At 69.5% G+C, this 23,297-nt stretch carries 23 protein-coding genes and 2 tRNA genes; 14 read left to right on the forward strand and 11 right to left on the reverse strand.

Features of this window, described 5'->3' with window-relative positions; genetic code table 11:
• Window positions 1-475 precede the first annotated feature (475 nt).
• The 4 genes from DW309_RS18715 to galU form a co-directional block, all read right to left on the reverse strand.
• Window positions 476-548 (reverse strand) — tRNA-Ala (locus DW309_RS18715).
• Window positions 549-599: 51 nt separating this feature from the next.
• Window positions 600-1,451 carry a hypothetical protein gene (locus tag DW309_RS18720; RefSeq protein WP_136046239.1) on the reverse strand — a complete coding sequence of 284 codons (852 nt, stop codon included), beginning with the start codon at window positions 1,449-1,451 and terminating at the stop codon, window positions 600-602.
• A gap of 83 nt (window positions 1,452-1,534) precedes the next feature.
• Window positions 1,535-2,146 carry a GNAT family N-acetyltransferase gene (locus tag DW309_RS18725; protein ID WP_136031613.1) on the reverse strand — a complete coding sequence of 204 codons (612 nt, stop codon included), beginning with the start codon at window positions 2,144-2,146 and terminating at the stop codon, window positions 1,535-1,537.
• Window positions 2,147-2,192: 46 nt separating this feature from the next.
• Complete coding sequence (gene galU, locus DW309_RS18730; RefSeq protein ID WP_136031593.1) at window positions 2,193-3,080, reverse strand: UTP--glucose-1-phosphate uridylyltransferase GalU; 888 nt, start codon at window positions 3,078-3,080, stop codon at window positions 2,193-2,195.
• A 40-nt stretch (window positions 3,081-3,120) separates the two neighbouring features.
• On the opposite strand from galU, the gene DW309_RS18735 reads away from it, so the two are divergent.
• From DW309_RS18735 to mscL, 3 genes are read left to right on the forward strand one after another with little or no spacing between them, the layout of a single operon-like run.
• Window positions 3,121-3,717: a 5-formyltetrahydrofolate cyclo-ligase gene (locus DW309_RS18735; protein WP_136031591.1), complete on the forward strand. Its 597-nt coding sequence runs from the start codon at window positions 3,121-3,123 to the stop codon at window positions 3,715-3,717.
• Between the two features lie 14 nt (window positions 3,718-3,731).
• Window positions 3,732-4,004 (forward strand): FmdB family zinc ribbon protein, encoded by a 273-nt coding sequence (locus tag DW309_RS18740; protein ID WP_136046240.1) that lies wholly within the window; start codon window positions 3,732-3,734, stop codon window positions 4,002-4,004.
• Window positions 4,005-4,030: 26 nt separating this feature from the next.
• Entirely contained in the window at window positions 4,031-4,441 is a 411-nt protein-coding gene (mscL, locus tag DW309_RS18745; RefSeq protein ID WP_136046241.1) for a large conductance mechanosensitive channel protein MscL, read from the forward strand.
• A gap of 289 nt (window positions 4,442-4,730) precedes the next feature.
• On the opposite strand, the gene DW309_RS18755 is transcribed toward mscL, so the two are convergent.
• Window positions 4,731-8,399 (reverse strand): ATP-binding protein, encoded by a 3,669-nt coding sequence (locus DW309_RS18755; protein WP_136046242.1) that lies wholly within the window; start codon window positions 8,397-8,399, stop codon window positions 4,731-4,733.
• A gap of 237 nt (window positions 8,400-8,636) precedes the next feature.
• Between DW309_RS18755 and DW309_RS18760 the strand changes: the two genes are divergently transcribed.
• Window positions 8,637-9,149, forward strand: a complete 513-nt coding sequence (locus tag DW309_RS18760) for a methylated-DNA--[protein]-cysteine S-methyltransferase (protein ID WP_136046243.1) — start codon at window positions 8,637-8,639, stop codon at window positions 9,147-9,149.
• 95 nt (window positions 9,150-9,244) lie between these two features.
• On the opposite strand, the gene DW309_RS18765 is transcribed toward DW309_RS18760, so the two are convergent.
• Together DW309_RS18765 and DW309_RS18770 are read right to left on the reverse strand one after the other, a co-directional pair.
• Window positions 9,245-10,882 carry a monocarboxylic acid transporter gene (locus DW309_RS18765; protein WP_136046244.1) on the reverse strand — a complete coding sequence of 546 codons (1,638 nt, stop codon included), beginning with the start codon at window positions 10,880-10,882 and terminating at the stop codon, window positions 9,245-9,247.
• Window positions 10,879-11,226 (reverse strand): DUF485 domain-containing protein, encoded by a 348-nt coding sequence (locus tag DW309_RS18770; RefSeq protein ID WP_136037065.1) that lies wholly within the window; start codon window positions 11,224-11,226, stop codon window positions 10,879-10,881. The genes DW309_RS18765 and DW309_RS18770 overlap by 4 nt, the downstream gene beginning before the upstream one ends.
• Window positions 11,227-11,336: 110 nt before the next feature.
• On the opposite strand from DW309_RS18770, the gene DW309_RS18775 reads away from it, so the two are divergent.
• A complete protein-coding gene (locus tag DW309_RS18775; protein WP_136037066.1) occupies window positions 11,337-12,194 on the forward strand; it encodes a LuxR C-terminal-related transcriptional regulator in 858 nt (285 codons plus the stop codon).
• A gap of 71 nt (window positions 12,195-12,265) precedes the next feature.
• Window positions 12,266-12,616: a histone-like nucleoid-structuring protein Lsr2 gene (locus tag DW309_RS18780; RefSeq protein WP_136031573.1), complete on the forward strand. Its 351-nt coding sequence runs from the start codon at window positions 12,266-12,268 to the stop codon at window positions 12,614-12,616.
• A 17-nt stretch (window positions 12,617-12,633) separates the two neighbouring features.
• Here the strand turns inward: DW309_RS18780 and DW309_RS18785 are convergent, their stop codons facing one another.
• A complete protein-coding gene (locus DW309_RS18785) occupies window positions 12,634-13,296 on the reverse strand; it encodes a MarR family winged helix-turn-helix transcriptional regulator (protein ID WP_240753289.1) in 663 nt (220 codons plus the stop codon).
• Window positions 13,297-13,369: 73 nt separating this feature from the next.
• Here DW309_RS18785 and idi point away from each other — a divergent pair, with 73 nt between their 5' ends.
• Genes idi through DW309_RS18825 form a run of 8 tightly spaced genes read left to right on the forward strand, consistent with a single transcriptional unit; the run spans window position 13,370 to window position 21,294 of the window.
• Window positions 13,370-13,891, forward strand: a complete 522-nt coding sequence (gene idi, locus DW309_RS18790; protein WP_136046245.1) for an isopentenyl-diphosphate Delta-isomerase — start codon at window positions 13,370-13,372, stop codon at window positions 13,889-13,891.
• Window positions 13,892-13,894: 3 nt separating this feature from the next.
• On the forward strand, window positions 13,895-14,977 hold the full coding sequence (locus tag DW309_RS18795; protein WP_136031569.1) for a polyprenyl synthetase family protein: 1,083 nt from the start codon (window positions 13,895-13,897) through the stop codon (window positions 14,975-14,977).
• Window positions 14,974-15,882 carry a phytoene/squalene synthase family protein gene (locus tag DW309_RS18800; protein WP_136046246.1) on the forward strand — a complete coding sequence of 303 codons (909 nt, stop codon included), beginning with the start codon at window positions 14,974-14,976 and terminating at the stop codon, window positions 15,880-15,882. Before DW309_RS18795 ends, DW309_RS18800 begins: the two co-directional genes overlap by 4 nt.
• The gene (crtI, locus tag DW309_RS18805; RefSeq protein ID WP_136046247.1) at window positions 15,879-17,468 is read left to right on the forward strand and encodes a phytoene desaturase family protein; all 1,590 of its coding nucleotides are present in this window, start codon (window positions 15,879-15,881) and stop codon (window positions 17,466-17,468) included. Before DW309_RS18800 ends, crtI begins: the two co-directional genes overlap by 4 nt.
• A gap of 44 nt (window positions 17,469-17,512) precedes the next feature.
• The gene (locus DW309_RS18810; protein ID WP_136046294.1) at window positions 17,513-17,815 is read left to right on the forward strand and encodes a lycopene cyclase domain-containing protein; all 303 of its coding nucleotides are present in this window, start codon (window positions 17,513-17,515) and stop codon (window positions 17,813-17,815) included.
• Window positions 17,812-18,171: a lycopene cyclase domain-containing protein gene (locus DW309_RS18815; RefSeq protein WP_136046248.1), complete on the forward strand. Its 360-nt coding sequence runs from the start codon at window positions 17,812-17,814 to the stop codon at window positions 18,169-18,171. Before DW309_RS18810 ends, DW309_RS18815 begins: the two co-directional genes overlap by 4 nt.
• The gene (locus tag DW309_RS18820; RefSeq protein WP_136046249.1) at window positions 18,168-19,061 is read left to right on the forward strand and encodes a prenyltransferase; all 894 of its coding nucleotides are present in this window, start codon (window positions 18,168-18,170) and stop codon (window positions 19,059-19,061) included. The genes DW309_RS18815 and DW309_RS18820 overlap by 4 nt, the downstream gene beginning before the upstream one ends.
• A gap of 46 nt (window positions 19,062-19,107) precedes the next feature.
• Entirely contained in the window at window positions 19,108-21,294 is a 2,187-nt protein-coding gene (locus tag DW309_RS18825; protein WP_136046250.1) for an MMPL family transporter, read from the forward strand.
• Between the two features lie 20 nt (window positions 21,295-21,314).
• Here DW309_RS18825 and DW309_RS18830 read toward each other — a convergent pair.
• The 3 genes from DW309_RS18830 to DW309_RS18840 all read right to left on the reverse strand — a co-directional run bounded on the left by DW309_RS18830 (window position 21,315) and on the right by DW309_RS18840 (window position 22,974).
• Window positions 21,315-21,388 (reverse strand) — tRNA-Arg (locus tag DW309_RS18830).
• Between the two features lie 48 nt (window positions 21,389-21,436).
• Window positions 21,437-21,934, reverse strand: coding sequence for an HNH endonuclease (locus DW309_RS18835; RefSeq protein WP_136031557.1), 498 nt, complete (start codon window positions 21,932-21,934; stop codon window positions 21,437-21,439).
• 305 nt (window positions 21,935-22,239) lie between these two features.
• Window positions 22,240-22,974 carry a M23 family metallopeptidase gene (locus DW309_RS18840; RefSeq protein ID WP_240744570.1) on the reverse strand — a complete coding sequence of 245 codons (735 nt, stop codon included), beginning with the start codon at window positions 22,972-22,974 and terminating at the stop codon, window positions 22,240-22,242.
• Between the last annotated feature and the right edge of the window lie 323 nt (window positions 22,975-23,297).

Consider the following 23,297-nt stretch of genomic DNA (forward strand, 5'->3'; position numbering starts at 1 on the left):
CGGATGCTCCCACGACCCAGCCATCACAACCAGGCCCGCAGGGCAACTTCTCTATCTTACCGATCTCGTTTCCGTTGTCAAATCGCCGTTCGGCGACCTGCTCGAGGGAACGAGTCAGCACCTTCATCCGGATTGCTCTATCGAGCGCTTCTGGAATCGGGAGGTGTTCGATGCTTGACGGGAGCCGGTCCGAGGACCTCCGCTCAACCGTTTGGGGCGAACAGGTAATAACTTACGTGGATTCCGGGGGTCGGGCAAATCGCCCCATCCGCCCGGGCGTGTCGCACCCCCACCCGGTGGATTCCGGCTCGGATCCTACGCAGCGGTCGCCGGGCGACGGGTCCGCGACGCGCGCTCACGTTCTGCTGCGGCTTCGAACCATTCGCGCCGAGATGATGTTGCGGACGGAACGGAAGCCCCGGGCGGAGACGAAGAAAGCCGCCGGTGACCCGGCGGCTTTCTTCATGTGTTGTTGTGGACCTAAGGGGATTCGAACCCCTGACCTCCTCGATGCGAACGAGGCGCGCTACCAACTGCGCCATAGGCCCGTGAACGAGTTCTACGTTATCACGATGCGCGGGGTGCTCGTGTCGGCGCAGTCAACCAGCCGCTCGCCGTGCGAGAAGCTCGCGAACGTGCGCCTCGATCTCGGCGTCGTCCACGAAACCCATCCGCGCGTACGGAGAATCCGCCGCGGGTGCGGGGATCGCGACGGGGGGAGCGGGAGCGAGGCGCTCAGCGCGCTCCCGCAGCTCGGCGCGTCGCGCGGCGTCACGTCGCGCCTGCTGCGCATCCATCTCGGCACGCGCGACGTGCGCTCGCGAGCCGGTGACCGAGACCATCGGTTCGGGAAGCGGGCGCGGCGTCCAGGTCGCCCGCCCCTGGTCGTGAAGCTCCGGAGCGACGCGCTGCGCTTCCGCCGGCACCGCGACCCGGGGTCGGCGAGCCGCGCGTACCGCCACCGACGCCATGCGCTGCAGGATCAGTGCGGCGATGAGGGTGAGCGCGCCGCCCACCCACAGGAGCACGGAGGATCCGGCGGCAAGGAGCTGCCATACGCCGAACCCGGCGGCGACGAGGCCGAGCAGAAGCGTGGACGTCGCAAGCATCCGCGTGCGCCGACGCGCGCGTGCACGCCGGACCGCCGGGTCCGCCTTGGTGGCAGCGAGCTGCTCGCGCAATGCCTCGAGCTCGGCCGCCTCGCGCTGCGACTGCACGCGCTTCGCGAGCTTCTGCTGAGCGAGCACCGTCCGGGCATTGAGCTCGACGTGCACCTCGCTCGGCGTCTCACTGGTCTCTGCCAGCACGCGGAGGGCCTGGTTCAGCCGCACGGCGTTGCGCTCCGCGGCGTTGTACTGGAAGCGTCCGCGCCAGGACGGCAGGAGATAGAGCATCCACAGGAGCACGGCGACGAGCACGATCACTCCCCCGCTCAGCACCGGCCCGTCCATAACGACAACGGTAAGGGCAGCGGGGTGGCGCCGCCGTGCAGCCGGGCGCGTGTCGCGGTGTGTCCGGGCGGAATGGGACTCGATCAGAGCGAGATGCGGTCCGAAGGAGGGACAGCCGCGGCCTCAGGCGGGACCTGACCGCTCAGCCAGCGGGCGAGCACGCCCTGGGGCACGTCTTCCCGGGTGAGTGCGAAAGCGTAATGATCGCGCCAGTCGCCATCGATATGGATGTACCGGCGACGAAGGCCCTCGTACCGGAAGCCGAGCTTCTGCACGACGCGGAGACTCGCGGCGTTCTCGGGTCGGATGCAGATCTCCATCCGATGCAGACCGTACTCCGTGAAGCAGGCGTCGGTCGCGAGGGCGACAGCGGTCGGAGTGATCCCCCGCCCGGCGAACCGCTCGCTGACCCAGTAGCCGATGGTCGCGGAGCACAGGGATCCCCGCGCCACTCCCCACACGTTCAGCTGGCCCGCGATCTCACCGTCGCACTCCATGACGAACGGGTAGCCACCGCCGTCGCGGTACTGCTGGAGCAGTCGCCGGATGCTGAGGCGCATGTCGAACGACACGGCGCCATGCGGCACTGTCGCCTCCCATGGCTGCAGCCACGACCGGTTCGTCAGCAGCTCGTGCTGAAGCGGCCTGGCGTCCTTGGTCCTGATCAGGCGCAGCTCAACCGGCCCGTGCCGCATCCCCGCCATCATCTCCATGCCGCACCTCGACCGCCCGCGCGATCGCCTAGAGGCGCTCCGCGAAGTCCTTCAGCCAGGGGCGGAGCTCGGCTCCGAGATCATCGCGGTCGGTCGCCAGCTGCACGATCGCCTTGATGTAGTCCACACGGTCACCCGTGTCGTAGCGGCGCCCGCCGAACACCACGCCGACGACGCCGGGACCGCCCTCGGCCGTCGCGAGCTCCTGCAGCGCGTCGGTCAGCTGGATCTCGCCGCCCTTGCCAGGCTCGGTCCGCTCGAGGATCTCGAAGACGGACGCGGGGAGCACGTAGCGGCCGATGATCGCGAGGTTCGACGGCGCATCCTCCTTGGCGGGCTTCTCGACGAGACCGGTGACCCGCACCGCGTCGGATCCCTCGATCGGCTCGACGGCAGCGGCGCCGTACATGTGGATGCTGTCCGGGTCGACCTCCATGAGCGCGATGACGGCCGCGCCCGTGCGTTCGTGCTGGGCGATCATCTCCGTGAGCAGCGGGTCGCGCTCGTCGATCAGGTCATCACCCAGCAGCACGGCGAACGAACTGTCACCGACGTGCGTGCGGGCACGCAGCACCGCGTGCCCGAGCCCCTTGGGCTCGCCCTGACGCACGAAGTGGATGTCGGCCAGATCGCTCGACTTCATCACGCGCTCGAGCCGACCGGTGTCGCCCTTCTCCATGAGCTTGACCTCGAGTTCGGGTACCGAGTCGAAGTGGTTGGAGATCGCGTTCTTGTTCCGCCCGATGATCACCAGGATGTCCTCGATGCCGGCATCGGCAGCCTCCTCGACCACGTACTGGATCGCCGGCTTGTCCACGACGGGGAGCATCTCCTTCGGCATCGCCTTCGTCGCTGGCAGGAAGCGGGTCCCCAGTCCTGCGGCGGGAATGACGGCCTTGATCTTCTCGTTACCCATCCCCACAGCCTACCGCCGGGCCCCGCCCTAGACTCGGAGCATGTGGAAAGACGTCGAGCACGCCAAGCGAGCCCTTCGGGCAGACCTGCGTGAACGGCGTCAACTCCTCTCCGACCCGCAGCGTGAGGCGGCGGCGAACGCGATCGGCGAACGCCTCGACGCGCTGGTGGACGAGCTCGGCGCACGGTCGATCTCCTGCTTCCTCTCGACCACCACCGAGCCCGGGACGCGCGACTTCGTGACCCGAGCTGTGCGGCGGGGGATCCGCGTGCTGCTGCCCGTCACGCGCGCCGACGGGCTGCTCGACTGGGCGGTCGCCGACGACACCGACGAGGTCGCCGAGGGTCTGCACGGACTGCCGGAGCCGACCGGCGAGGTGCTCGGCCCGATCGCGGTGAACGACGTCGACCTCATGATCGTCCCCGCCGCCGCCGTCGACCGCTCCGGCATGCGCATGGGCTGGGGACGCGGCTACTTCGACAAGACGATCGGCTCCATGGAGAAGTGCCCGCCCGTGTATGCCGTCATCTATGATTCCGAGATACTCGACGCACTGCCGCGGGAGGTGCACGATCAGCCGGTGGACGGCATCGTCACCCCGACGCAGACCCTGAACCTGTCGCCCCGGCGACGCTGAACCGCAAGGACCCCATGCCCACCTACGCCTATGCCTGCACGACGTGCGGGCACCAGTTCGACGCTGTCCAGAGCTTCTCCGACGACGCGCTCACGGTCTGCCCCGAGTGCGGCGGCGCGCTGCGCAAGCAGTACGGCTCCATCGGTGTGACCTTCAACGGCTCCGGCTTCTACCGCACGGACTCGCGTGCCGGAAGTGGCACATCGACGACGGGTTCGGCATCATCGAAGGCGGGTTCGACGACGGGGGCCAAAACGACCGCCGCATCGACCCCGGCCTCGAGTTGAGGTCGCACGATATTTGGGGGTTTCCCGTGATCAAGGGATTCAAAGAGTTCATTCTCCGTGGCAACGTCATCGACCTCGCGGTCGCCGTCGTGATCGGCGGCGCGTTCACCGCCGTCGTGAACGCGATCGTCGCCAGCATCATCAATCCACTGGTGTCGCTGTTCTTCGTCGCGGACGCAGCGGGCAAGTTCGGACCGAAGATCACCGGTCTGTACGGGCAGGAGGTCACCTTCCCGATCGGTGACCTGATCACCGCGATCATCAGCTTCCTCGCGGTCGCCATCGTGGTGTACTTCGCCTTCGTGATGCCGATGAACATCTACAAGGAGCGCCGCGCCAAGAAGAACCCGGTCGTCGAGGAGGCCGCTCAGGCCAGCGAGGCCGAACTCCTGGCGGAGATCCGCGACCTGCTGCAGAAGCAGCAGCGCGGCGCCTAACATCGAGCCGCGCCCCCACGCGGCAAAGAACTCGAAGACGCACGGCCCTCCCGAGGGCCGTGCGTCTTTCTTGTGCAGGGCACTGCCGTGTCAGTAGTGCGGCGGCACGTCGCGCAGGAGTTGCTCGTCGTTCGGGCCCTTGGCGCCCGCGGGAGCGGTCCGGCGTTCGTCGCCGGTCGCGGTGGTCGCCGCCTCAGGGGCCGTGTCGCTCCCGGGAACCGGTGTCAACCGGGCCCGGCGAGCCCCGGGCACCCGAACCACGCGCTGCCGAGGCTCCGCGTCGCCGCTGTCACTCACGCCCGCGGTCGCCGAGGTCGATGGGCTGCGTGTCGTTCTCGGCCCGAGCCGTCGACTCCGCGATGCCGAGCACGGACGCGATGCGCGTCGCCACGGTGCGCGGGTCGCTGTACAGGTCGAACGCGTGCACGCGCACGTAGTGCCACCCGAGGCGGCGGAGCACGTGCGGGCGCAGGCGCAGCGTCTCGCGCAACGATTCGCCGCGCGACTCCGGGTCGGACTCGATCACGACCGCCTTGCCCCGATGCTGCGCCACGAGCGGAAGCAGTCCCCGGTAGTCCACGTCGACCGAGGCTCCGAGTCGTCGCAGTTCCCGCGCAAGTGCCAGCGTCAGCGGATCGGCGAGATCCTCCAGACGCGCGTCACGCGCGCGCGTGGCCAGACCGCCCAGGATCGACATGAGGGTGGCGGCGCCGTGCTCCAGCCGACCGTCGTCGAACGCCGACGGCCGAATCGACGACACCAGGACCATCGACCGGCGCGCCCTGGTCATGCCCACGGTGAGCAGACGCTCGCCGTCCGGGGTCGACAGGTCGCCGAAGTCGCTGAGCACCCGTCCGTGCTTGGTCAGACCGAATCCGAGCGAGAAGATCACGCGATCGCGGCTCTCCGCCACCGACTCCTCGAGAGTCAGAACGGCGAACGGCTCGGCGGTGTCACGGCCCACGAAGTCCGCGACGTCCGAGCGACCGGCGAACGCGGAGGTCACCGCCGCGCGCACCCGCTCGGCGTGACGCGTGCTCGCCGTGACGACCATGAGCGACTCGGAGGGACGGTGGATCGCATGCTCCACGACGAGCGTCACCACCCGCGCGACCTCGGCTTCCGGGCTCTCGACCGCGCCGGAGACGGGGTCGGGTGTACCCGTTCCCCCCTCCACGTAGTCGACCGTGAGGCTGCCGCGGCCGAGATAGGACCCGGCCCACGGGAGGGAGACGATCTCCCCGCCGTAGAACGCGTCGTTGATGAGCTCCGCGAGGTCCTCGCCGCCGGCGCGATAGCTCCGGGTGAGGGTTAGCACGGGCAGAAGCTCGGACAGGCGCTCGAAGACCGACACCTCGTCGAACGGGACCTCGGCCTCCCACTCCTCGGACGGATCGACGGCGATGTGGAACGGCGTGGGCCGCTGTGTCACCGGATCACCGAACGCAACCACCTGGCGCGCGCGACGGATCGCCGGGGCGGCCTCCGCGAGATTGATGGCAGCGGCGTCGACCAGCAGCACGGTGTCGAACTCCACCGAGTCAGGGATCTCCGGCACGAGGTACGGCGACGAGATCCACACCGGGGCGAGCACGTCGACCAGGGTCGGCGCCGCGCTCACGACCTCCGCGGTCGTGGTCGACGGCTGGGTCAGCGCACGGCGCAGATGCTGCGACTGCTGCGGCTCGTCGACGATCGCGATACGCCACTGGTTGGCCAGCTGCCACGCCAGCAACGGTCCCGCCATCGCCGCATGCGCCTCGTCCACCAGCCGGAAGTCGCGCTCGAGCCGGTCGACGACGGCCGTGTTCGCGCCCAGCAGGGACCGGTTGTCCTGCAGCGCCCGCTCCAGCAGCGACTGCCACCACGCGAACTCGAGCTCCTCCCCCACCTGGGCCTCGGACACATGTCGCACCGAGAGCTCAGTGAGCAGCGGCTCCAGCCCGAGGAGAGCCAGCTTGTCGCGCAGCTGCGCGCGCTCCACGAGGTTCTCGAACACCTCGGACTTCGCCGCGAGACCCGCCAGCATCCGTACCAGCCGCGCGACCGGGAGGGAAGACAGAGGCTCACGGCGCCCCAGGGCCGCATCCAGTTCCGCCAGCTCCGCCTCGACCCGCTGCCAGGCCACGTAGACGTCGGCGAGCCCGAGCGGGATCTCCGGAGCGACGCCCGCATCGACATAGCGCTGCCACTGCGTGCGCTGCGTCTGGATGCGCAGCAGCGCCTCGTGCATCTCGGTCACGTGCACACCCGGACGCACGTACTCCTTCGCCAGCCGTCGCAGCCGACGACGGTTCGCGCCGGACATCCCCGGCGCATCGCGTCGTGAGCCGTGCGCCTGGATGAGCTCGCCGAGCGGCCGCTCGAACACGGTCGGGCTGAAGCGATCGAGCGTGTCGCGGATGCCCTGCAGCAGGCGGAGGTACTCGCCGAGCTCGTCGATCGTGGCGAAGGGGCGCATATGCGTCTGTGCGATCAGCTCGTAGCCGCGCTCCAGGAGGGCCGGGACGCTCGTCGCGTGCAGTCGCCCGGCGAGCTCGTGTGCGGCACGGGCCGCCTCGGTGCTGGCGAACGTGACGCCGTACCAGGGAGAGTCGTTGGGCCCGACGCGGAACTCGCCGAGACGAGCCGCCTGCGCGAGGGCCTCGGCCGCGTCCGTCCGATCGGCGGCGAGTCGCCGGAGCGCGTCGATCCCCAGCCTCGCTGTGGTCGAGGGCGGAACCGGAAGGGAGGCGAGGCGTGTGAGATGGCGCGTGGCGTCGAGGACCGAGGCGTCGAGCCCCGGCACGGGTGACGTCAGTGCCTCACGGTAGTCGCGCAGCACAGTGCGGAGCCGGACGAGTGCGTCGTCGACCTCGCTCACCTTCGGCGCCGTCGCCTTCTCGTTGCGGCCGATCGCCTTCACGAGGTCGCGTCGCACGCTGGCGGGCGACACGGCGAGGCTGTCCAGCCCGATGCCGGCGAGACGGTGGCGCACGCCGTCGAGAGTGGACCGTCGCGCTGACACCACGAGCACGCGCTTGCCCGCCCGGACCAGCTCACCCATGGCGTTGATGACGGTCTGCGTGCCCCCGGTCCCCGGAAGCGTCGCCACAGTCAACGAGTGCCCGGCCGCGATGCGTGCGAGCACCGCCTCCTGTTCGGCGTCGGCATCCAGAAGAAGGTTGTCCGACGCGGGGGCACGATCGTCCGGGCCCGTGTGATGCGGCACCGCCCGGGGCGCAGCGAGCTGTTCGCGATCCCCGACGTGGCCGCCGAGAGCGTTGAGCACGGTGTGGTCGAGGGTTGCGCCATCGCGGGACATGGCGGAACCGACGTCGGCGAAGGTCGATACGACGAGACGCGGCTCGACGGAGAAGGTGTCGATCGATCGCGTGAGCGCGCGGAGACTGTCGATCACCGGCTGCGGCTTGAAGATGCCGCCGTCGTACGCGAGAGCAGCGAGGGCATCGGCATCGATCGTGAGACCGAAGTGCTCCCTTGCGATGCGCACGAGCTCGGGGTTCACCTCGAAGGCGCCCTGGAGCTTGAGCTCGAAGTCGGTATGGTGACGGCGGATCGCGAGCGGCCGCAGCAGCACGGGCGCGGCGAACCACGCGCCACCGATCCGCCATCGCGCGACACCGACCGCCAGGTGCACGGCCTCGATGCCACGGACCGTGCGCAGCTCGGTGTTCTTCGCGGTGATGCGCTCGGCCGCGAGTCGGGCGGTGCGCAGTCCCACCTCGTCGCGGAAGAGATTGGACAGCAGCGTGGACTTGCCGGTGATGAACTGCGGGAGGCTGCCGGGGTGGGCCTTGGAGATGTCGATGCCGGACTCCGGCCCGTCACGGAAACTGGTGAGCGGGGAGGGACCTCCGAGATCAGCCGCCTCCGCCTTCAGCCTCGTCCGCTCGGCCTCGGCGGCATGCGCGATGTCCACGCCGGTCGAGGTCTCGTGGAGGTCGCCGAGAGGCACAGCGGTCTCCGCCGCCGTGCCGTCCGCAGACTTCCCTTCACGTCGCCACACACTCACACCCTAGGCGCGCGACCGCCGGAGGCCGGTATCCCTGGCGGGTTTCCGCCGAAAATCCGCGCGTCCGTCCGGCGTTCACCCTCCCTCCCCCGCCAAGGCCTCGGCTCAGGTTCTCCACGGTCCGTGCAACGCGACGAGCGCAGCATCGTCCTCATCGGCCGCGCCCACCAGGATGGTGCCATGAGCTTCCGCTACGACTTCGCCCCGACGCCGTTCGGCGATGCCCTCGCCGTGTTCTCCGACGAGGGCATCGTGCGCTTCGACCTCTCCGAGTCGGAAGACCCGAGCGTCCCCTGGCTGCTGGAGGGGGTGTCTCGGCAGCTGGGCGCCGTTCCCGCCCCTGCCCCCGGCGCCGCCGACGAACTGGCGCAGCTGCTCCTCGACTACTTCGACGGCGATCCGGTGCGGTTCGACACGCACCTGCGCATCGACTGGCGACTCACGGACGGCTTCGCGCGGCGAGCGCTGCAGACCATCTGCGAGATCGAGTGGGGGCAGACCATGAGCTATGGGGAGGTCGCGATCCTCGCCGGCCACCCCGGAGCGGCCAGAGCGGTCGGCACCGCCTGCCGCGTCACACCCTTCTCCATCATCGTCCCGGTCCATCGTGTGGTGCGGTCCGACGGATCACCGGGCCAGTACGGCGCACACCCCGACCGCAAACGATTCCTCCTCGACCTCGAGTCGCACTGAGCCTCCCGACCCCACGCACCCGACCCCGCAGAGAGGTGGACCCGGCGAGTAGGCCGCCGGGTCCACCTCCCTGTTCCGCCGAGGCGACGGGGTCTCTAGTGGTCCACCGCCTTCTCGGCACCGAAGCCGGTGAGGGAACGGACCTCCATCTCCGCAGCGAGCTCGGGCGACTCGCGTCGGGTGCTCGTGACCGTGCCGAGCCAGCCGAGGAGGAAGCCCAACGGGATGGAGACGATTCCCGGATTGTTGAGTGGCCACACCGCGATGTCGATGCCGGGGATCATCGACGTCGGCGTCCCAGAGAAGACCGGAGACAGGACGATCAGCAGGATCGCCGAGCCCAGGCCGCCGTACATGCTCCACACCGCGCCACGCGTGGTGAACCTCCGCCAGAACAACGAGTAGAGGATCGTCGGCAGGTTCGCCGACGCCGCGACGGCGAAGGCGAGCGCCACCAGGAACGCGATGTTCTGCCCCTGAGCGCCGATACCGCCCACGATCGCGAGGATGCCGATCACGATGACCGTACGACGGGCGACGCGCACCTCGCCGTTCGGATCGGCCTCGACCGGGTTCCCCGCGGTATCCTTGCGTCCCTTCTGGATCACGTTGGCATAGATGTCATGCGCGAACGACGCCGCAGCCGTGATGGTCAGCCCGGCGACCACCGCGAGGATTGTGGCGAACGCGACGGCCGAGATGAAACCGAGCAGCACGGGGCCGCCGAGCTGCAGCGCCAGGAGCGGTGCCGCCGAGTTCACCCCACCGGGTGCTGCAGCGATCACATCCGCTCCGACGAGCGCGCCGGCGCCGTAGCCCAGTACCAACGTCAGCAGGTAGAAACCGCCGATGAGCCAGATGGCCCACACCACAGACCGCCGCGCCTCCTTGGCCGTCGGCACCGTATAGAACCGCATGAGCACATGCGGCAGACCGGCGGTACCGAGCACCAGGGCCATGCCGAGGGAGAGGAAGTCCCACGGATTCGCCCCGTACTGCAACCCGGGCGCGAGCACCGCGTCACCCTTGTCGGAGTTGGCGACCGCAGCCTCAAGCAGCGTGTTGAGGCTGAACCCGTTGAGCGCGAGCACCCAGATCGTCATCCCGAGAGCGCCGCCGATGAGCAGGACCGCCTTCACGATCTGCACCCACGTGGTTCCCTTCATCCCCCCGATCAGGACGTACACGATCATGAGGATGCCGACCACCGCGACCACGATCGACTGTCCGACGCGCCCGTCGATGCCGAGCAGCAGCGAGACGAGCCCGCCGGCGCCGGCCATCTGCGCGAGCAGGTAGAAGAAGCACACCGCCAGGGTGGTGATGGCCGCCGCCATGCGCACCGGGCGCTGCTTCAAGCGGAACGACAGCACATCCGCCATCGTGAACTTCCCGGTGTTGCGCATGAGCTCGGCCACCAGCAGGAGCGCGACAAGCCAGGCCACGAGGAACCCGATCGAATAGAGGAAGCCGTCGTACCCGTTGATGGCGATCGCACCGCAGATGCCGAGGAACGACGCGGCGGACAGATAGTCGCCGGCGATCGCGAACCCGTTCTGCGGCCCCGTGAACGAACGCCCCGCCGCATAGTAGTCCGCCGCCGTCTTGTTGTTCCTGCTCGCGCGGATGACGATGAACAGGGTCACCGCCACGAAGGCCAGGAAGATCGAGATGTTGAAGACCGGATTGATCTCGAGGGCGACGGTGTCGGTAGCCGTCCGAATACCGATCATGCGTCGGCCTGCGCCTTCTCCAGTTCATCCCTGATCTCGGTCGCCAGCGGATCGAGTCTGCGATTTGCAAATGCGACATATGCCATGGTGATCGCGAATGTCGTGACGAATTGTCCCAGTCCGAAGAGCAGACCGACCGTGATATCGCCCCACACCCGCTGCGCCATGAAGTCGCGCGCGAATGCGGCCAGCAGCACATAGACGAAGTACCAGACCAGGAAGAAAGCAGCCAACGGGAAGATGAACGATCTCTGCGTTCGCTTCAGCCGGACGAATCGCGGAGACTGTTCGACGGCGACGTAGTCGATCGCTCCACTCTGAGGGGTCGGTTGATGGTCGTTCATGGGGCCTCCTTGCCACATGTCCCGTGCTCGCGCGGCTCGATCCGCCCGAATGGTAGGGTCGACGCTACGAAACGGGGAACGGCGCCGTCACCCCCGAAAGTAGGTATTCCGTGACCTCTCCGATCGCCGCTGAGACCGAGGCGGATCTCGTCGCCAATGCGGTGCGCGAGCTCGCACGACGCACACGGTTCCCCGTGGCCTTCGGCGGTCTCGTGGAAGAGGGCGTGGTGAGCGTCACCAGCATCGTCGGGGCCCGCACCCGGTCGCTCGACGGGCTGCGCGTCCGACCGGAACGGGGTCTCGGCGGGCGCGCCATGATGGAGTTGCGGCCGCGCATGACCAGCGACTACGGCTCGTCACGGCAGATCACGCACGACTACGACGTCTTCGTCCTCGGCGAGGGGCTGCGCACGCTTCTGGCCCTGCCCATCGTGGTGCAGGGACGCTCGCGCGGCGTTCTGTACGCCGGCGCCTGGGACCACGCGCAGGTCGGCGGGGTGACCACGGCGCCCGCCATGCAGGTGGCGCAGTCGGTGGCGGACGAGCTCCGCATCAGGGACGAGGTGCAGCGGAGGCTCCGTGCGGCGACGGAAACGCCGCCGACCGTCGCGGCGCCGCAGCGCGAGGAGCTGCGTGAGAGCTTCGCCGAACTGCGCAGCATCGCCGCCGCGGTCGAGGACGTCGATGTGCGCGCGCGTCTGGCTCAGGTGGAGCGGCGTCTGCTCACCCTTGCCGGTGAGACCGTGCCGCCCACCACCGCCCCGGTGCCGGTGGTGCACCTCTCCCCTCGGGAGACGGATGTGCTCGCGTGCGCGGCGCTCGGCGCGACGAATGCCGAGATCGCCGCGCAGCTCGGCCTGAGAGAGGGAACGGTCAAGGCATATCTGGGGACCGCGATGTCGAAGCTCGATGCTTCGACGAGGCACGCCGCCGTGACGAAGGCACGCCGCGCCGGTCTCCTCCCCTGAACTGCTTCTCTCTCCGGCCGAGCGACCGTGAATTATTGCTGCGTTTGCGTGCCGCAGGTACAGTCGCATTCATGGCGAGAAGAATTGTGCATCAACTGGTCGACGATATCGACGGCAGCGTCCTGGAGGTCGGTGAAGGCGAGACCGTGCATTTCTCGTTGAACGGAACGTCCTACGAGATCGATCTGAACGCGGCGCACGCGGAGGAATTGCGCGCCGCACTCGAGCCGTATATCTCCGCGGGCCGCCGCGCCGGGAGCGGATCATCCGCGCCGTCGCGCTCGAGTTCCACCCGGAAACGGCCGGCACGCAACCCCGAAGTCGCGGCAATCCGCGCGTGGGCGAATGAGAACGGCTACACGCTCTCAGAACGCGGGAGGATTCCCGCCCCCATCCTCGAAGCCTACAAAGCGGCCCAGTGACACGGTCCCGCCCCACCTCACGGTCGGGCGGGATCTTCTTTTGCGCCGCCCGTCGCCCACGGCTCATCGCGGAGGGTGATCTCCTCCGTCATGTCCTTCAGGAAGCGGATCACGACATCACGCTCGGCCGAAGACAGCCGAGCGGCTGCATAGAAGCGCTTCGCCTGCTGTCGGCCGACGGTCTCCATCGCGGCGTGCCGCGTCTCCGGCGTGATGGTGATGGCGAGCGCACGACGATCGGTCGGATGAGGCGACCGCCGGATGTGCCCGCCCTTCTCCAGCCGGTCGAGGAGCTTGGTGGTCGCCGCCGTGGACACGCCCAGGTGATGCGCGATGCCGCTGGGGGTCGCGACCATCGCACGGTTGGCACACACGATCAGATAGTGCAGCGCACGCATGTCGGTCTCGTTGAGCTGCATGTATCGCCGCGAGGCCTGCGACAGCCGCTGCTCGGCGTCTCGAAGATCGCTCAGCGCCTCCATGACGAGAGCGATCTGGCGCAGATCCTCCGGGGGCACCCCGGTGCGATCGATCAGTGTGCTGCGCGGGTCGCTCGCGTCGACGTGGTAGATCGATGCGTGACTCAGCCCGTCTGCGCTCTCCGTCGAGGCCGATTCAGCGGAGGAGTCCGCGGCCACAGCCGCCCCGGAGCGCAGGGTGGTGCGGGGCTCGGTGTCCATGCGATCATGTTACACACGAACAGATTCATGCTAAGTTGATATTTCACCAAGTTAGCTAAAGGACGGGGAAGTCATGCAACAGGTCACGCTCCTCGCGGAAGACGGGACAGCCGTCGGCGTCCTTCCCAAGAACGAGGTCCACACGTTCGACACCCCCCTCCATCTGGCCTTCTCGTGTTACGTCCTCGACCCGTCCGGGCGCGTCCTCGTCACGCGGCGCGCCCTGACCAAGCGCACCTGGCCCGGCGTCTGGACCAACAGCTTCTGCGGACACCCTCAGCCCGGCGAGGACATGGCGGACGCGGTGCGGCGGCACGGCCTGCACGAGCTCGGCCTCCGGGTCGACCAGGTCCGCCTCGTCCTCCCCGACTACCGCTATCGCGCCGTGGATGCGAGCGGCATCGTCGAGAACGAGATCTGCCCCGTGCACGTCTCCGTGCTCGATCACGATCCCGTCGCCAACCCGCAGGAGGTGTCGGAATGGGCCTGGGTCGACCCGGGGGCGCTGGCCGAGGCCGTGGCCCTCGCTCCGTTCGCGTTCAGCCCGTGGATCGTCGAGCAACTGCCACGCCTCCGCAGCCTCGGTGAGGTCTGAGCCGTGAGCACGACCATCACGCACGAAGACCTCGGTACTCGGATCGAGGAGGTCCTGCGGCGGCGCTTCGCCGAGCGCGCCGTGGCCGCCGAGCATCACGGGGCCGAGTTCGCCGCGCTCTGGAACGAGGCCGCCCAGCACGCCCTCGGCGGCAAGCTCCTGCGTCCGCTCATGCTGATGGAGCTCTTCCCCGCGCTGGCGACGACCGTGCCCACCCGACGCGAGACCGAGGGCGCGATCGACGTGGCCGCGCACGTCGAGCTGTTGCACTTCGCGTTCCTGCTGCACGACGACGTGATCGACGGCGACCTCACGCGGCGCGGGCGGCCCAACCTCATCGGCTCGCTCGTGGCGCGGCGCCCCGACGAGACCGCGGCCGCCGCCCTGCACTGGGGACGCGCGAGCGCGATCCTCCTCGGCGATCTGCTCCTGTCGACCGCAGTGCTCGGCTTCGCCCGCGCCGAGGTGAGCGCCGACGGCCGCGAGCGGCTGCTGGCCCTGCTCGACACCACCGTGTTCGAGACCGTCGCGGGTGAGCACGCGGACGTCGCCCTCAGCGATGGCATCGTCACGCCCGACCTGCGGACCATCCTCGCCACGAGCGCGTCCAAGACCGCGACCTATTCTTTCGTGCTGCCGCTGCGCGCCGCTGCCGTCCTCGCCGGAGCCAGCGCGGAAGCCGAGGAGCAGCTCACCCAGATCGGCACCCACCTCGGACTGGCCTACCAGCTGCAGGACGACCTCCTCTCGGTGTTCGGCGACCCGCACGCACACGGCAAGGACGCCTTCTCCGACCTCCGAGAGGGCAAGGAGACCGCGATCATCGCGTACGCGCGCATGACGAGCCACTGGCCGAGCATCGAGCTGCGCTTCGGCACGGCAGACCTCAGCGCGTCCGACGCCGGCGACATCCGCGACCGTCTGCGCGAGTGCGGCGCCGAGCGCTTCGTCCGCGGACTCGTGCAGGAGCAGCTCACCGCCGTGTCGACCGTGCTCGCCGAGGCGGAGGAGTCCGGCACGCTCAGCCCCGCGGCCGGGCGCACGATCCTGGCGATCGCCGACCGCATCGAGGGCCGCCGCCGATGAGCCCCCGCCCCGTCGAGCGCCCGGATCCCGCCGCCCTGCGCCGCTTCAGTCGCACCGCCGAGATCGCCACCACCGACGTCATCCGCACCTACTCCACCTCGTTCGGTCTCGCCACCCGGCTTCTCGGCACGCGGCATCGCCAGCACGTGCGCAACATCTACGCCATGGTGCGTATCGCCGACGAGATCGTGGACGGGGTCGCGGCCGAGGCGGGGCTGGACGCCTCGGCGCAGGCCGCGGCACTGGACTCGTATATCGCCGAGACCCACCGCTCGATGCGCACCGGGTACAGCAGCGACCTGATCCTGCACGCGTTCGCCCGCACCGCGAGGGAGTGCGCCATCGGCGAGGACCTGACGGGGCCGTTCTTCGACTCCATGCGTGCCGACATCTCCCGCGACGCCGCGTTCACCGCCTACGACGCGGACGCCCACGCCGCCTACGTCTACGGCTCGGCCGAGGTCGTCGGGCTCATGTGCCTGCAGGTGTTCCTCCGCGATGCCGACCGCACCCCGGAGGAGCGGGATATCCTGCACCGGGGAGCCCGGCGGCTCGGAGCCGCGTTCCAGAACGTCAACTTCCTGCGCGACCTCGCCGACGACACCGACCGCCTCCAGCGCGGCTACCTCGGTGGCACTGAACGGCTCACGGACGCCGACCGCGACGCCTGGGTCGCCACGGTCGAACGCCAGCTGGCCGACGCCCGCGCCGCGATCCCCCTCCTGCCGAAGGACGCGAGGGCGGCCGTCCGCAGTGCGCTGGCGCTGTTCGCCGCACTCACCCGCCGCGTCGCGAAGACCCCCGCCGCCGAGCTCTACCGCCGCCGTGTGCGCGTGCCGGACCCGGTGAAGGCGCTGCTCGCGGCACGGGCCGTCGCGACGACCGCGTGGGAGCGTGACCGATGAGCCGCGTCGTCGTGATCGGTGCCGGTGTCGCGGGGCTCGCGACCGCGGGGCTCCTCGCCCGCGACGGACACGAGGTCGTGGTGCTGGAGCGCAACGACCGGGTGGGCGGACGCGCCGGAACGCTCGAACGCGAGGGCTTCCGCTTCGACTCCGGCCCCTCGTGGTACCTGATGCCGGAGGTGTTCGACCACTTCTTCCGGATGATGGGCACCAGCACCGAGGAGCAGCTCGACCTGACGCTGCTCGACCCCGGGTACCGCGTCTTCCGCGCACCGGAGTCGGCGGAGGGCGCTGTCACCGTTCCCGCGGGCCGCGATGCCGTCCGACGACTGTTCGACGACCTCGAGCCGGGCTCCGCTGCCACGCTCGACCGCTACCTCGACTCGGCGTACCACGCGGGCACCATGGCGCAGCGCTATTTCCTCTACAACCCGTTCACCCGCACGCGCTCCCTCGCGGCCCCGGAAGTGCTGCGCGCCCTCCCCCGCCTGTTCTCCCTCCTGGGAACCCGACTCCAGTCGTTCGCCGCCCGGCGCTTCCGCCACCCCGTGCTCCGGCAGATCCTGGGCTACCCGGCGGTCTTCCTCGGCACCGATCCGCGCAGCGCCCCCGCGATGTACCACCTCATGAGCGCGCTCGACCTCGATCAGGGCGTGCTGTACCCGCAGGGCGGATTCTGGCGCGTGGTCGAGCGGATCGCGGCCCTGGCCGAGGACTCGGGCGTCCGCATCGTGACGGGAGCCGAGGTCACCGGCATCCTCACGCGGGACGACAGCGCCGGGACGCACGTGTGGGGCGTGGGGTGGACGGACCCCAACGGAGACCAGCACGTGGAAGAGGCGGACATCGTGGTGTCCGGCGCCGACCTGCACCACACGGAGACCGCGCTGCTGCCGCCGTCGCTGCAGTCGTACCCCGAGTCGTGGTGGGCGCGGCGGACAAGCGGGCCCGGCGGGGTGCTGGTCATGCTCGGGGTACGGGGATCGCTGCCGCAGCTGCCGCACCACTCCCTGTTCTTCACCGACGACTGGGACGCGAACTTCGACGCGATCTTCGGGCGCACCCCGCAGATCCCCGCACCGGCATCGACGTACGTGTGCCGCCCGAGCGCGACCGACGCCGACGTCGCGCCCCCCGACCACGAGAACCTCTTCGTCCTCGTCCCGGTGCCCGCCGATGTCGACCTCGGCCATGGCGGATCGGACGGATCCGGCTCGCCGCAGATCGAAGCGGCCGCCGACGCCGCGATCGACATGATCTCCTCGTGGGCGGGGATCCCGGACCTGCGCGAACGCATCGTGGTGCGCGAGACCGTGGGACCTGCCGACTTCCACGACGACTACCACTCCTGGCGCGGCGGAATGCTGGGCCCGGCGCACACCCTGTCGCAGAGCGCGATGTTCCGCGCGCAGAACGCGTCGCGCCGAGTCCGCGGGCTGTACTACGCGGGCGCCACGACGGCGCCCGGGGTCGGCGTGCCGATGTGCCTGATCAGCGCGGAGCTGGTGCTCAAGCGCATCCGCGGCGACCACTCGCCCGGTCCCCTCCCGGAGCCGGCGCCCTCGGAACGGACGGCCCGGCCGTGACCGGCGCGATCTACCTCGGCGCCCTGCTGGTGTCGCTCGGGTGCATGCTGCTGCTGGACTGGCGCTTCCGCCTGTTCTTCTGGCGCGACGTGTTCGCCGCGGCCGTCGTGACGGTGCTCGGGGTCGCGTTCTTCCTCGTCTGGGACGTGGCGGGCATCGCCGCCGGGATCTTCTTCCGCGGTGATGCGGTGATCGCGACGGGCATCGTCCTCGCCCCGGAGCTGCCGATCGAGGAGCCGGTCTTCCTGGTGTTCCTGGTCGTGTGCACCATGGTCCTGTACGGCGGTGCCGTGCGGATCGTCGAGCGCCGCCGCGCACGGTCGCCCCGCGCGGAGGTCGCCCGATGACGTATCTGCAGCTGTCCGCCGTGTTCCTGGCCGTCGCCGCGACGGGCGGCCTCGTCGCCGCGCTCGTGGCCCGGCGCGGTCCCCACGCCGGCGCTCTGGCCGCCACCGCCCTGACCCTCCTGGCGCTCACGGCCGTGTTCGACACCGTCATGATCGCGACCGGGCTCTTCCACTACTCCCCCGCACATCTCGTCGGCGTGCACATCGGTCTCGCTCCGCTGGAGGACTTCGCCTATCCGGTCGCCGCGGTGCTGCTGCTGCCCGCCGTGTGGACCGCCCTGCGGGCGCGACGTTCCCGTAGGGGAACCTCGGCCGCAGCGACCGCAGCCGCCACCGAACGGGAGGAGCGCGCATGAGCCGGGCGTCCGTGCCGCGCACGGGAGTCGGACACGACATCGCGCAGATCCTCCTGTCGTCGCGGCCTATCAGCTGGATCAACACCGCCTTCCCGTTCGCCGCCGCCTACCTGCTCAGCACGCGCGAGATCGACCCCACGTTCGTCATCGGCACGCTGTACTTCCTCATCCCCTACAACCTGGCGATGTACGGCATCAACGACGTGTTCGACTACGCGTCCGACCTGGCGAACCCGCGCAAGGGCGGGATCGAGGGAGCACTGCTGTCGCCGCGCATCCACCGCACCACCCTGTGGGCCGCTGCCGCGACCAACGTGCCGTTCCTCGTCTACCTGTTCGCGGTCGGCAACCCCGCGTCGTGGTGGTGGCTCGCGGTGAGCGTGTTCGCGGTGATCGCCTACTCCGCGCCGGTGCTGCGCTTCAAGGAACGACCGTTCCTCGACTCGATCACGTCGAGCACCCACTTCGTCAGCCCGGCCATCGTCGGCCTCGCCCTCGCGGGAGCTCCGGTCTCGGCGGCGACCGTGGTCACGCTCGGCGCGTTCTTCCTGTGGGGCATGGCAGCGCACGCGTTCGGCGCCGTGCAGGACGTGGGGCCGGACCGCGAGGGCGGCATCTCGTCCATCGCCACCGTGATCGGTGCCCGAGCCACCGTGCGCCTCGCGATCGGCCTCTGGGCGGTGGCGGGGGTCGCAATGCTCCTCACGCCCTGGCCCGGCCCCCTCGCGGCGGTACTCGCCGTGCCTTACATCGTGAACGCCGCACCGTGGTGGAACGTCACCGATGACACCTCCGGCAGGACCAACCGCGCCTGGCGCCGCTTCATCGCCCTCAACTACATCGCCGGCTTCCTCGCCACGATGATCCTCATCCTCGCCTGGGTCTCCTGACTCCGACGCCCCCGCGACGAACCCACCTCCTCCCGAAAGGAACCCGATGTCCCGCCCCGCCGAAACGCCGACCCCGCCGTCCCGAGAGCGCGTCCGTCGCCACTCGTGGCTGCGGGTCTTTCTCCCGGTCCTGCTGATCCTGGTGTGGCTGGCCGGGGCGTCGTTCGGTGGTCCCCTGTTCGGCAAGGTCGACGAGGTCTCCTCGAACGACCAGACCACGTACCTGCCCGAATCGGCCGACGCGACCACCGTGCAACAGCTCCTGGGCGAGTTCAACGACAGCGACGCGATCCCGGCCATCGCGGTGTTCACCTCGGACCAGGAGCTGACGCAGACCGAGCTCGACGCGATCAGCGATGCGGTCGCCGACGCTCCGTCGGTCGAGGGCGTCGCGGACGACGTCTCGCCCGCGCTCCCCTCCGACGACGGGAAGGCCGTGCAGGCGTTCATCCCGATCGAGGGCGACGCGGAACTCGCCGATACCACCACGGCGCTCGGCGAGGAGTTGCGCGCGGCGGTCCCCGACGGGGTCACGGTCTACATCACCGGACCGGCCGGTTTCAGCGCCGACCTGGTCGCCGGCTTCTCGGGGATCGACGGCCTCCTGCTCGGGGTGGCGCTGCTGGCGGTCCTCGTGATCCTCGTCCTGGTCTACCGGTCGTTCCTGCTGCCCCTCGTCGTGCTGTCCACGAGTCTGTTCGCGCTGTGCGTCGCGCTCCTGGTGGTGTGGTGGCTGGCGAAGTGGGAGATCCTGCTGCTGAGCGGACAGACCCAGGGCATCCTGTTCATCCTCGTGATCGGCGCCGCGACCGACTATGCGCTGCTCCTCGTCGCCCGCTTCCGTGAAGAGCTGCGCGTCGCGCAGGACAAGGGCGTCGCGCTGCGGGCCGCGTGGAAGGGCTCGGTCGAGCCGATCGTCGCGTCAGGCGGCACCGTGATCGCCGGACTGCTGTGCCTGCTGCTCAGCGACCTGAAGTCGAACAGCACGCTGGGGCCGGTCGCCGCGATCGGCATCGTATTCGCGATGCTGTCGGCGCTCACACTGCTCCCGTCGTTGCTGCTGCTCTTCGGGCGCGCGGTGTTCTGGCCCCGCCGGCCCCGTTTCGAGCCCGAGGTCGTCGCGGAGGAGCACGGCATGCGCACCACCGGGCTGTGGGCTCGCCTCGCCGGCGCGGTGAAGAAGCGCCCCCGGGTGATCTGGATCGTGACGACGCTCGTGCTCCTGGCCGGAGCCGCCGGAGTCACCCAGCTCGACGCGGTAGGAGTGCCGCAGTCCGACCTCGTGCTCGGAGCGTCTGAGGCGCGCGACGGGCAGGTCGCGCTGGGCGAGCACTTCCCCGGCGGGTCGGGCAGCCCGGTGTCGGTCGTGGTCGACGAGGAGCGCATGCAAGACGCGGCGGACGTGCTCCTGTCCAACGACGGGATCGACGGGGTCACGGTGACCGCCGCCGACTCCCCGAGCGGCTCCGCGCCGATCGACGAGGACGGGATCACGGCGGTCGGCCCTCCGGGAACCCCCGCGCCGGATCCCACGGTCGTGGACGGTCAGGTGCTGCTGCAGGGGACCCTGACCGACGCAGCGGACTCGGCAGAGGCTGCCGCGACGGTGCGGGAGCTGCGCGTCGAGCTCGACGACCTCGGTGCGATCGTGGGCGGCGTCACGGCCACATCGGTCGACACGAACGATGCCTCGATCCACGACCGCAACCTCATCATCCCGGTGATCCTGCTCGTGATCATGCTGATCCTGATGCTGCTGCTCCGGTCGATCCTCGCCCCGGTGCTGCTGATCCTGACCACGGTGCTGTCGTTCGGAACCGCGCTCGGCGTGTCCGCGCTCGTGTTCAACGGGATCTTCGCATTCCCCGGCGCCGACCCGGCCGTCCCGCTCTACGGCTTCGTCTTCCTCGTGGCCCTGGGCATCGACTACAACATCTTCCTGATGACCCGCGTGCGCGAGGAGTCGAAGCAGCACGGAACACGCGAGGGCATCCTGCGCGGGCTCTCGATCACCGGGGGCGTCATCACCTCTGCCGGCCTCGTGCTCGCCGCGACGTTCGCCGCCCTCTCGGTGATCCCGATCCTGTTCCTCGTGCAGCTCGCGTTCATCGTCGCGTTCGGCGTTCTGCTCGACACGTTCGTCGTGCGCTCGCTGCTCGTGCCCGCTCTCACGTACGACATCGGGAAGGCCATCTGGTGGCCGTCCGCGCTGTGGCGCCGCGGGAAGCCGTGACGACGGGATCGCGGGAAGGGTGCCCTCGACAGGATTCGAACCTGCGACCTGCCCTTTAGGAGAGGGCTGCTCTATCCTGCTGAGCTACGAGGGCGCGCACCCAGTCTACGGGACCGGGATGCGCGCCCTCGGCCGCTCAGGGTCAGGCCGCGAGGGCGAGGTACGGCTCCCACCGCGGGTCGCTCCGCTCGGACCCCCGCACCGTCCAGGCGGTGCCGTGGGGTGGGCGCGGCGTGAACCGCAGCTGCCACCGCATCTCCTGCGGCGTGCGATTGCTCTTGAGGTTGTTGCACCGCAGGCAGCACGCGACGAGGTTCTCCCACGAGTCCGCTCCCCCGCGCGACCGGGGCAGGACGTGGTCGATGGTCGATGCCGACTTGCCGCAGTAGCCGCAGCGGTGGTCGTCGCGGCGGAGCACCCCGCGCCGGGTGACCGGAACACGTCGCCCGGTCGGCACCCGCACGTAGCGGGACAGGATGATCACGGCTGGCCGGTCGTAGACACCGTGCGTCCCCCAGACGGGGTCGTCTTCGACGCGCTCGATCACGGTCGCTTTCTCATTCATGACCAGGACCAGTGCTCGCTTGAACGACACGATCGCCAGCGGCTCGTACCCGGCGTTCAGGACCAGTGTGCGCATTCGTCATCCTCTCGATCCGCCGGGACGGCTTCCCGGCACTCTCGACTCACACGGCATCGCACAGGTGGTGGAGTGCACGCAGGGACGAAAAAAGGCGCTGTCTAAAGACAGCGCCTTTCGCGCGCGGCCGGACCGCGGCATCCCTGCGGGCGATGCTGAAGGACGTGACGACCGAGGGCATCCATGGTTCGGATGGTCGGTATTCGCTCCATCAGCCTCTCCCGCCTGTTCGACGACGGGTTCAGGCTAACCCATCCCACAGGGGGCAGGGCGCAACAGCGGGTGAACGATCGGAGGTGTGTCCGTCAGCCGGCGTTGATCGAGAGCCAGTTGCCCGGCTCCACCAGGCCGCCGTTGATCCACACCTCGAAGTGCAGGTGGTTCGCGGTCGAACGTCCCGTGCTGCCGACGTAGCCGATGAGCTGACCGGCCGCGACGCTCTGGCCGGCCTGCACCTGACGCGAGCCGTAGAGCATGTGGCCGTACGTGGTCTGCACGCGCTGGCCGCCGATGACGCTGTCGAGCATGACGCACACGCCGTAGCCGCCGATGTTCTCGGCCGAAGCCCGGACGACGCCGGCCGCAGCCGCGTAGATCGGGGTGCCCGCGGGTGCGAGCATGTCGATGCCGTTGTGACCGCCGCCGATCGTGCGGCTGACGTGCCACGAGCCGAGCGGCAGCGGATAGCGCACCTCGCCGGAGCCCGGCGCGGTGAGCGCGTAGCCGGCCGTGTTGAAGCGACCGCCCGACGACGAAGCCGCAGCGGTGGCGGCGGCCGCGGCGCGAGCGGCAGCGGCCTCCTCGGCCTTCTTCTTCGCGATCTCGTCGGGAGTCGTCGCGCTGAAGGTGCCGCGCACGACAGGAGCGGAGGTCGCCTCGGAAGCGACGACCAGCGACTGCGCGTCGACCGCGGCGAGCTGCTGCACCGTCGTGGTGGCGGCGTCGGCCGGCTTGGACGCGGCGTAGGCGGGAAGCGCGACGGCGGCGACCAGTGCACCGACGGCACCGAAGATCGCCACCGACCGGAGAGGCTTGACCACCTTTCGCGCCGTCACCTTCGGTGGGGTGCGGCGAGCCGGAACTCGATCTTCAGGTGTCTTCGCGGTCGGTTCGATGTCTGCGGCCAAAACGTGGTCCTCCTGGGCCTTCGCACCTCGGGTGTGCTGGCTCATCGGCGCTCTCCTCGATGGCGCGGATGGGGAATCGGGTAAGAGAGTCATCCGTGCCGAGAAGACGATGAGCCTGAAGGCGTATCTTCGCGGTCCATCCCCAACGGGCTTCTTCGCTGAGGACCTGACCGAGGTTACCGGAAGATAACGATCATGTCACCCTGGGAAACTGGCAATCCTCGGTGAGGCCGTCC

The organism is Microbacterium sp. K41, from assembly GCF_004794395.1.
Taxonomy (GTDB): domain Bacteria; phylum Actinomycetota; class Actinomycetes; order Actinomycetales; family Microbacteriaceae; genus Microbacterium; species Microbacterium sufflavum.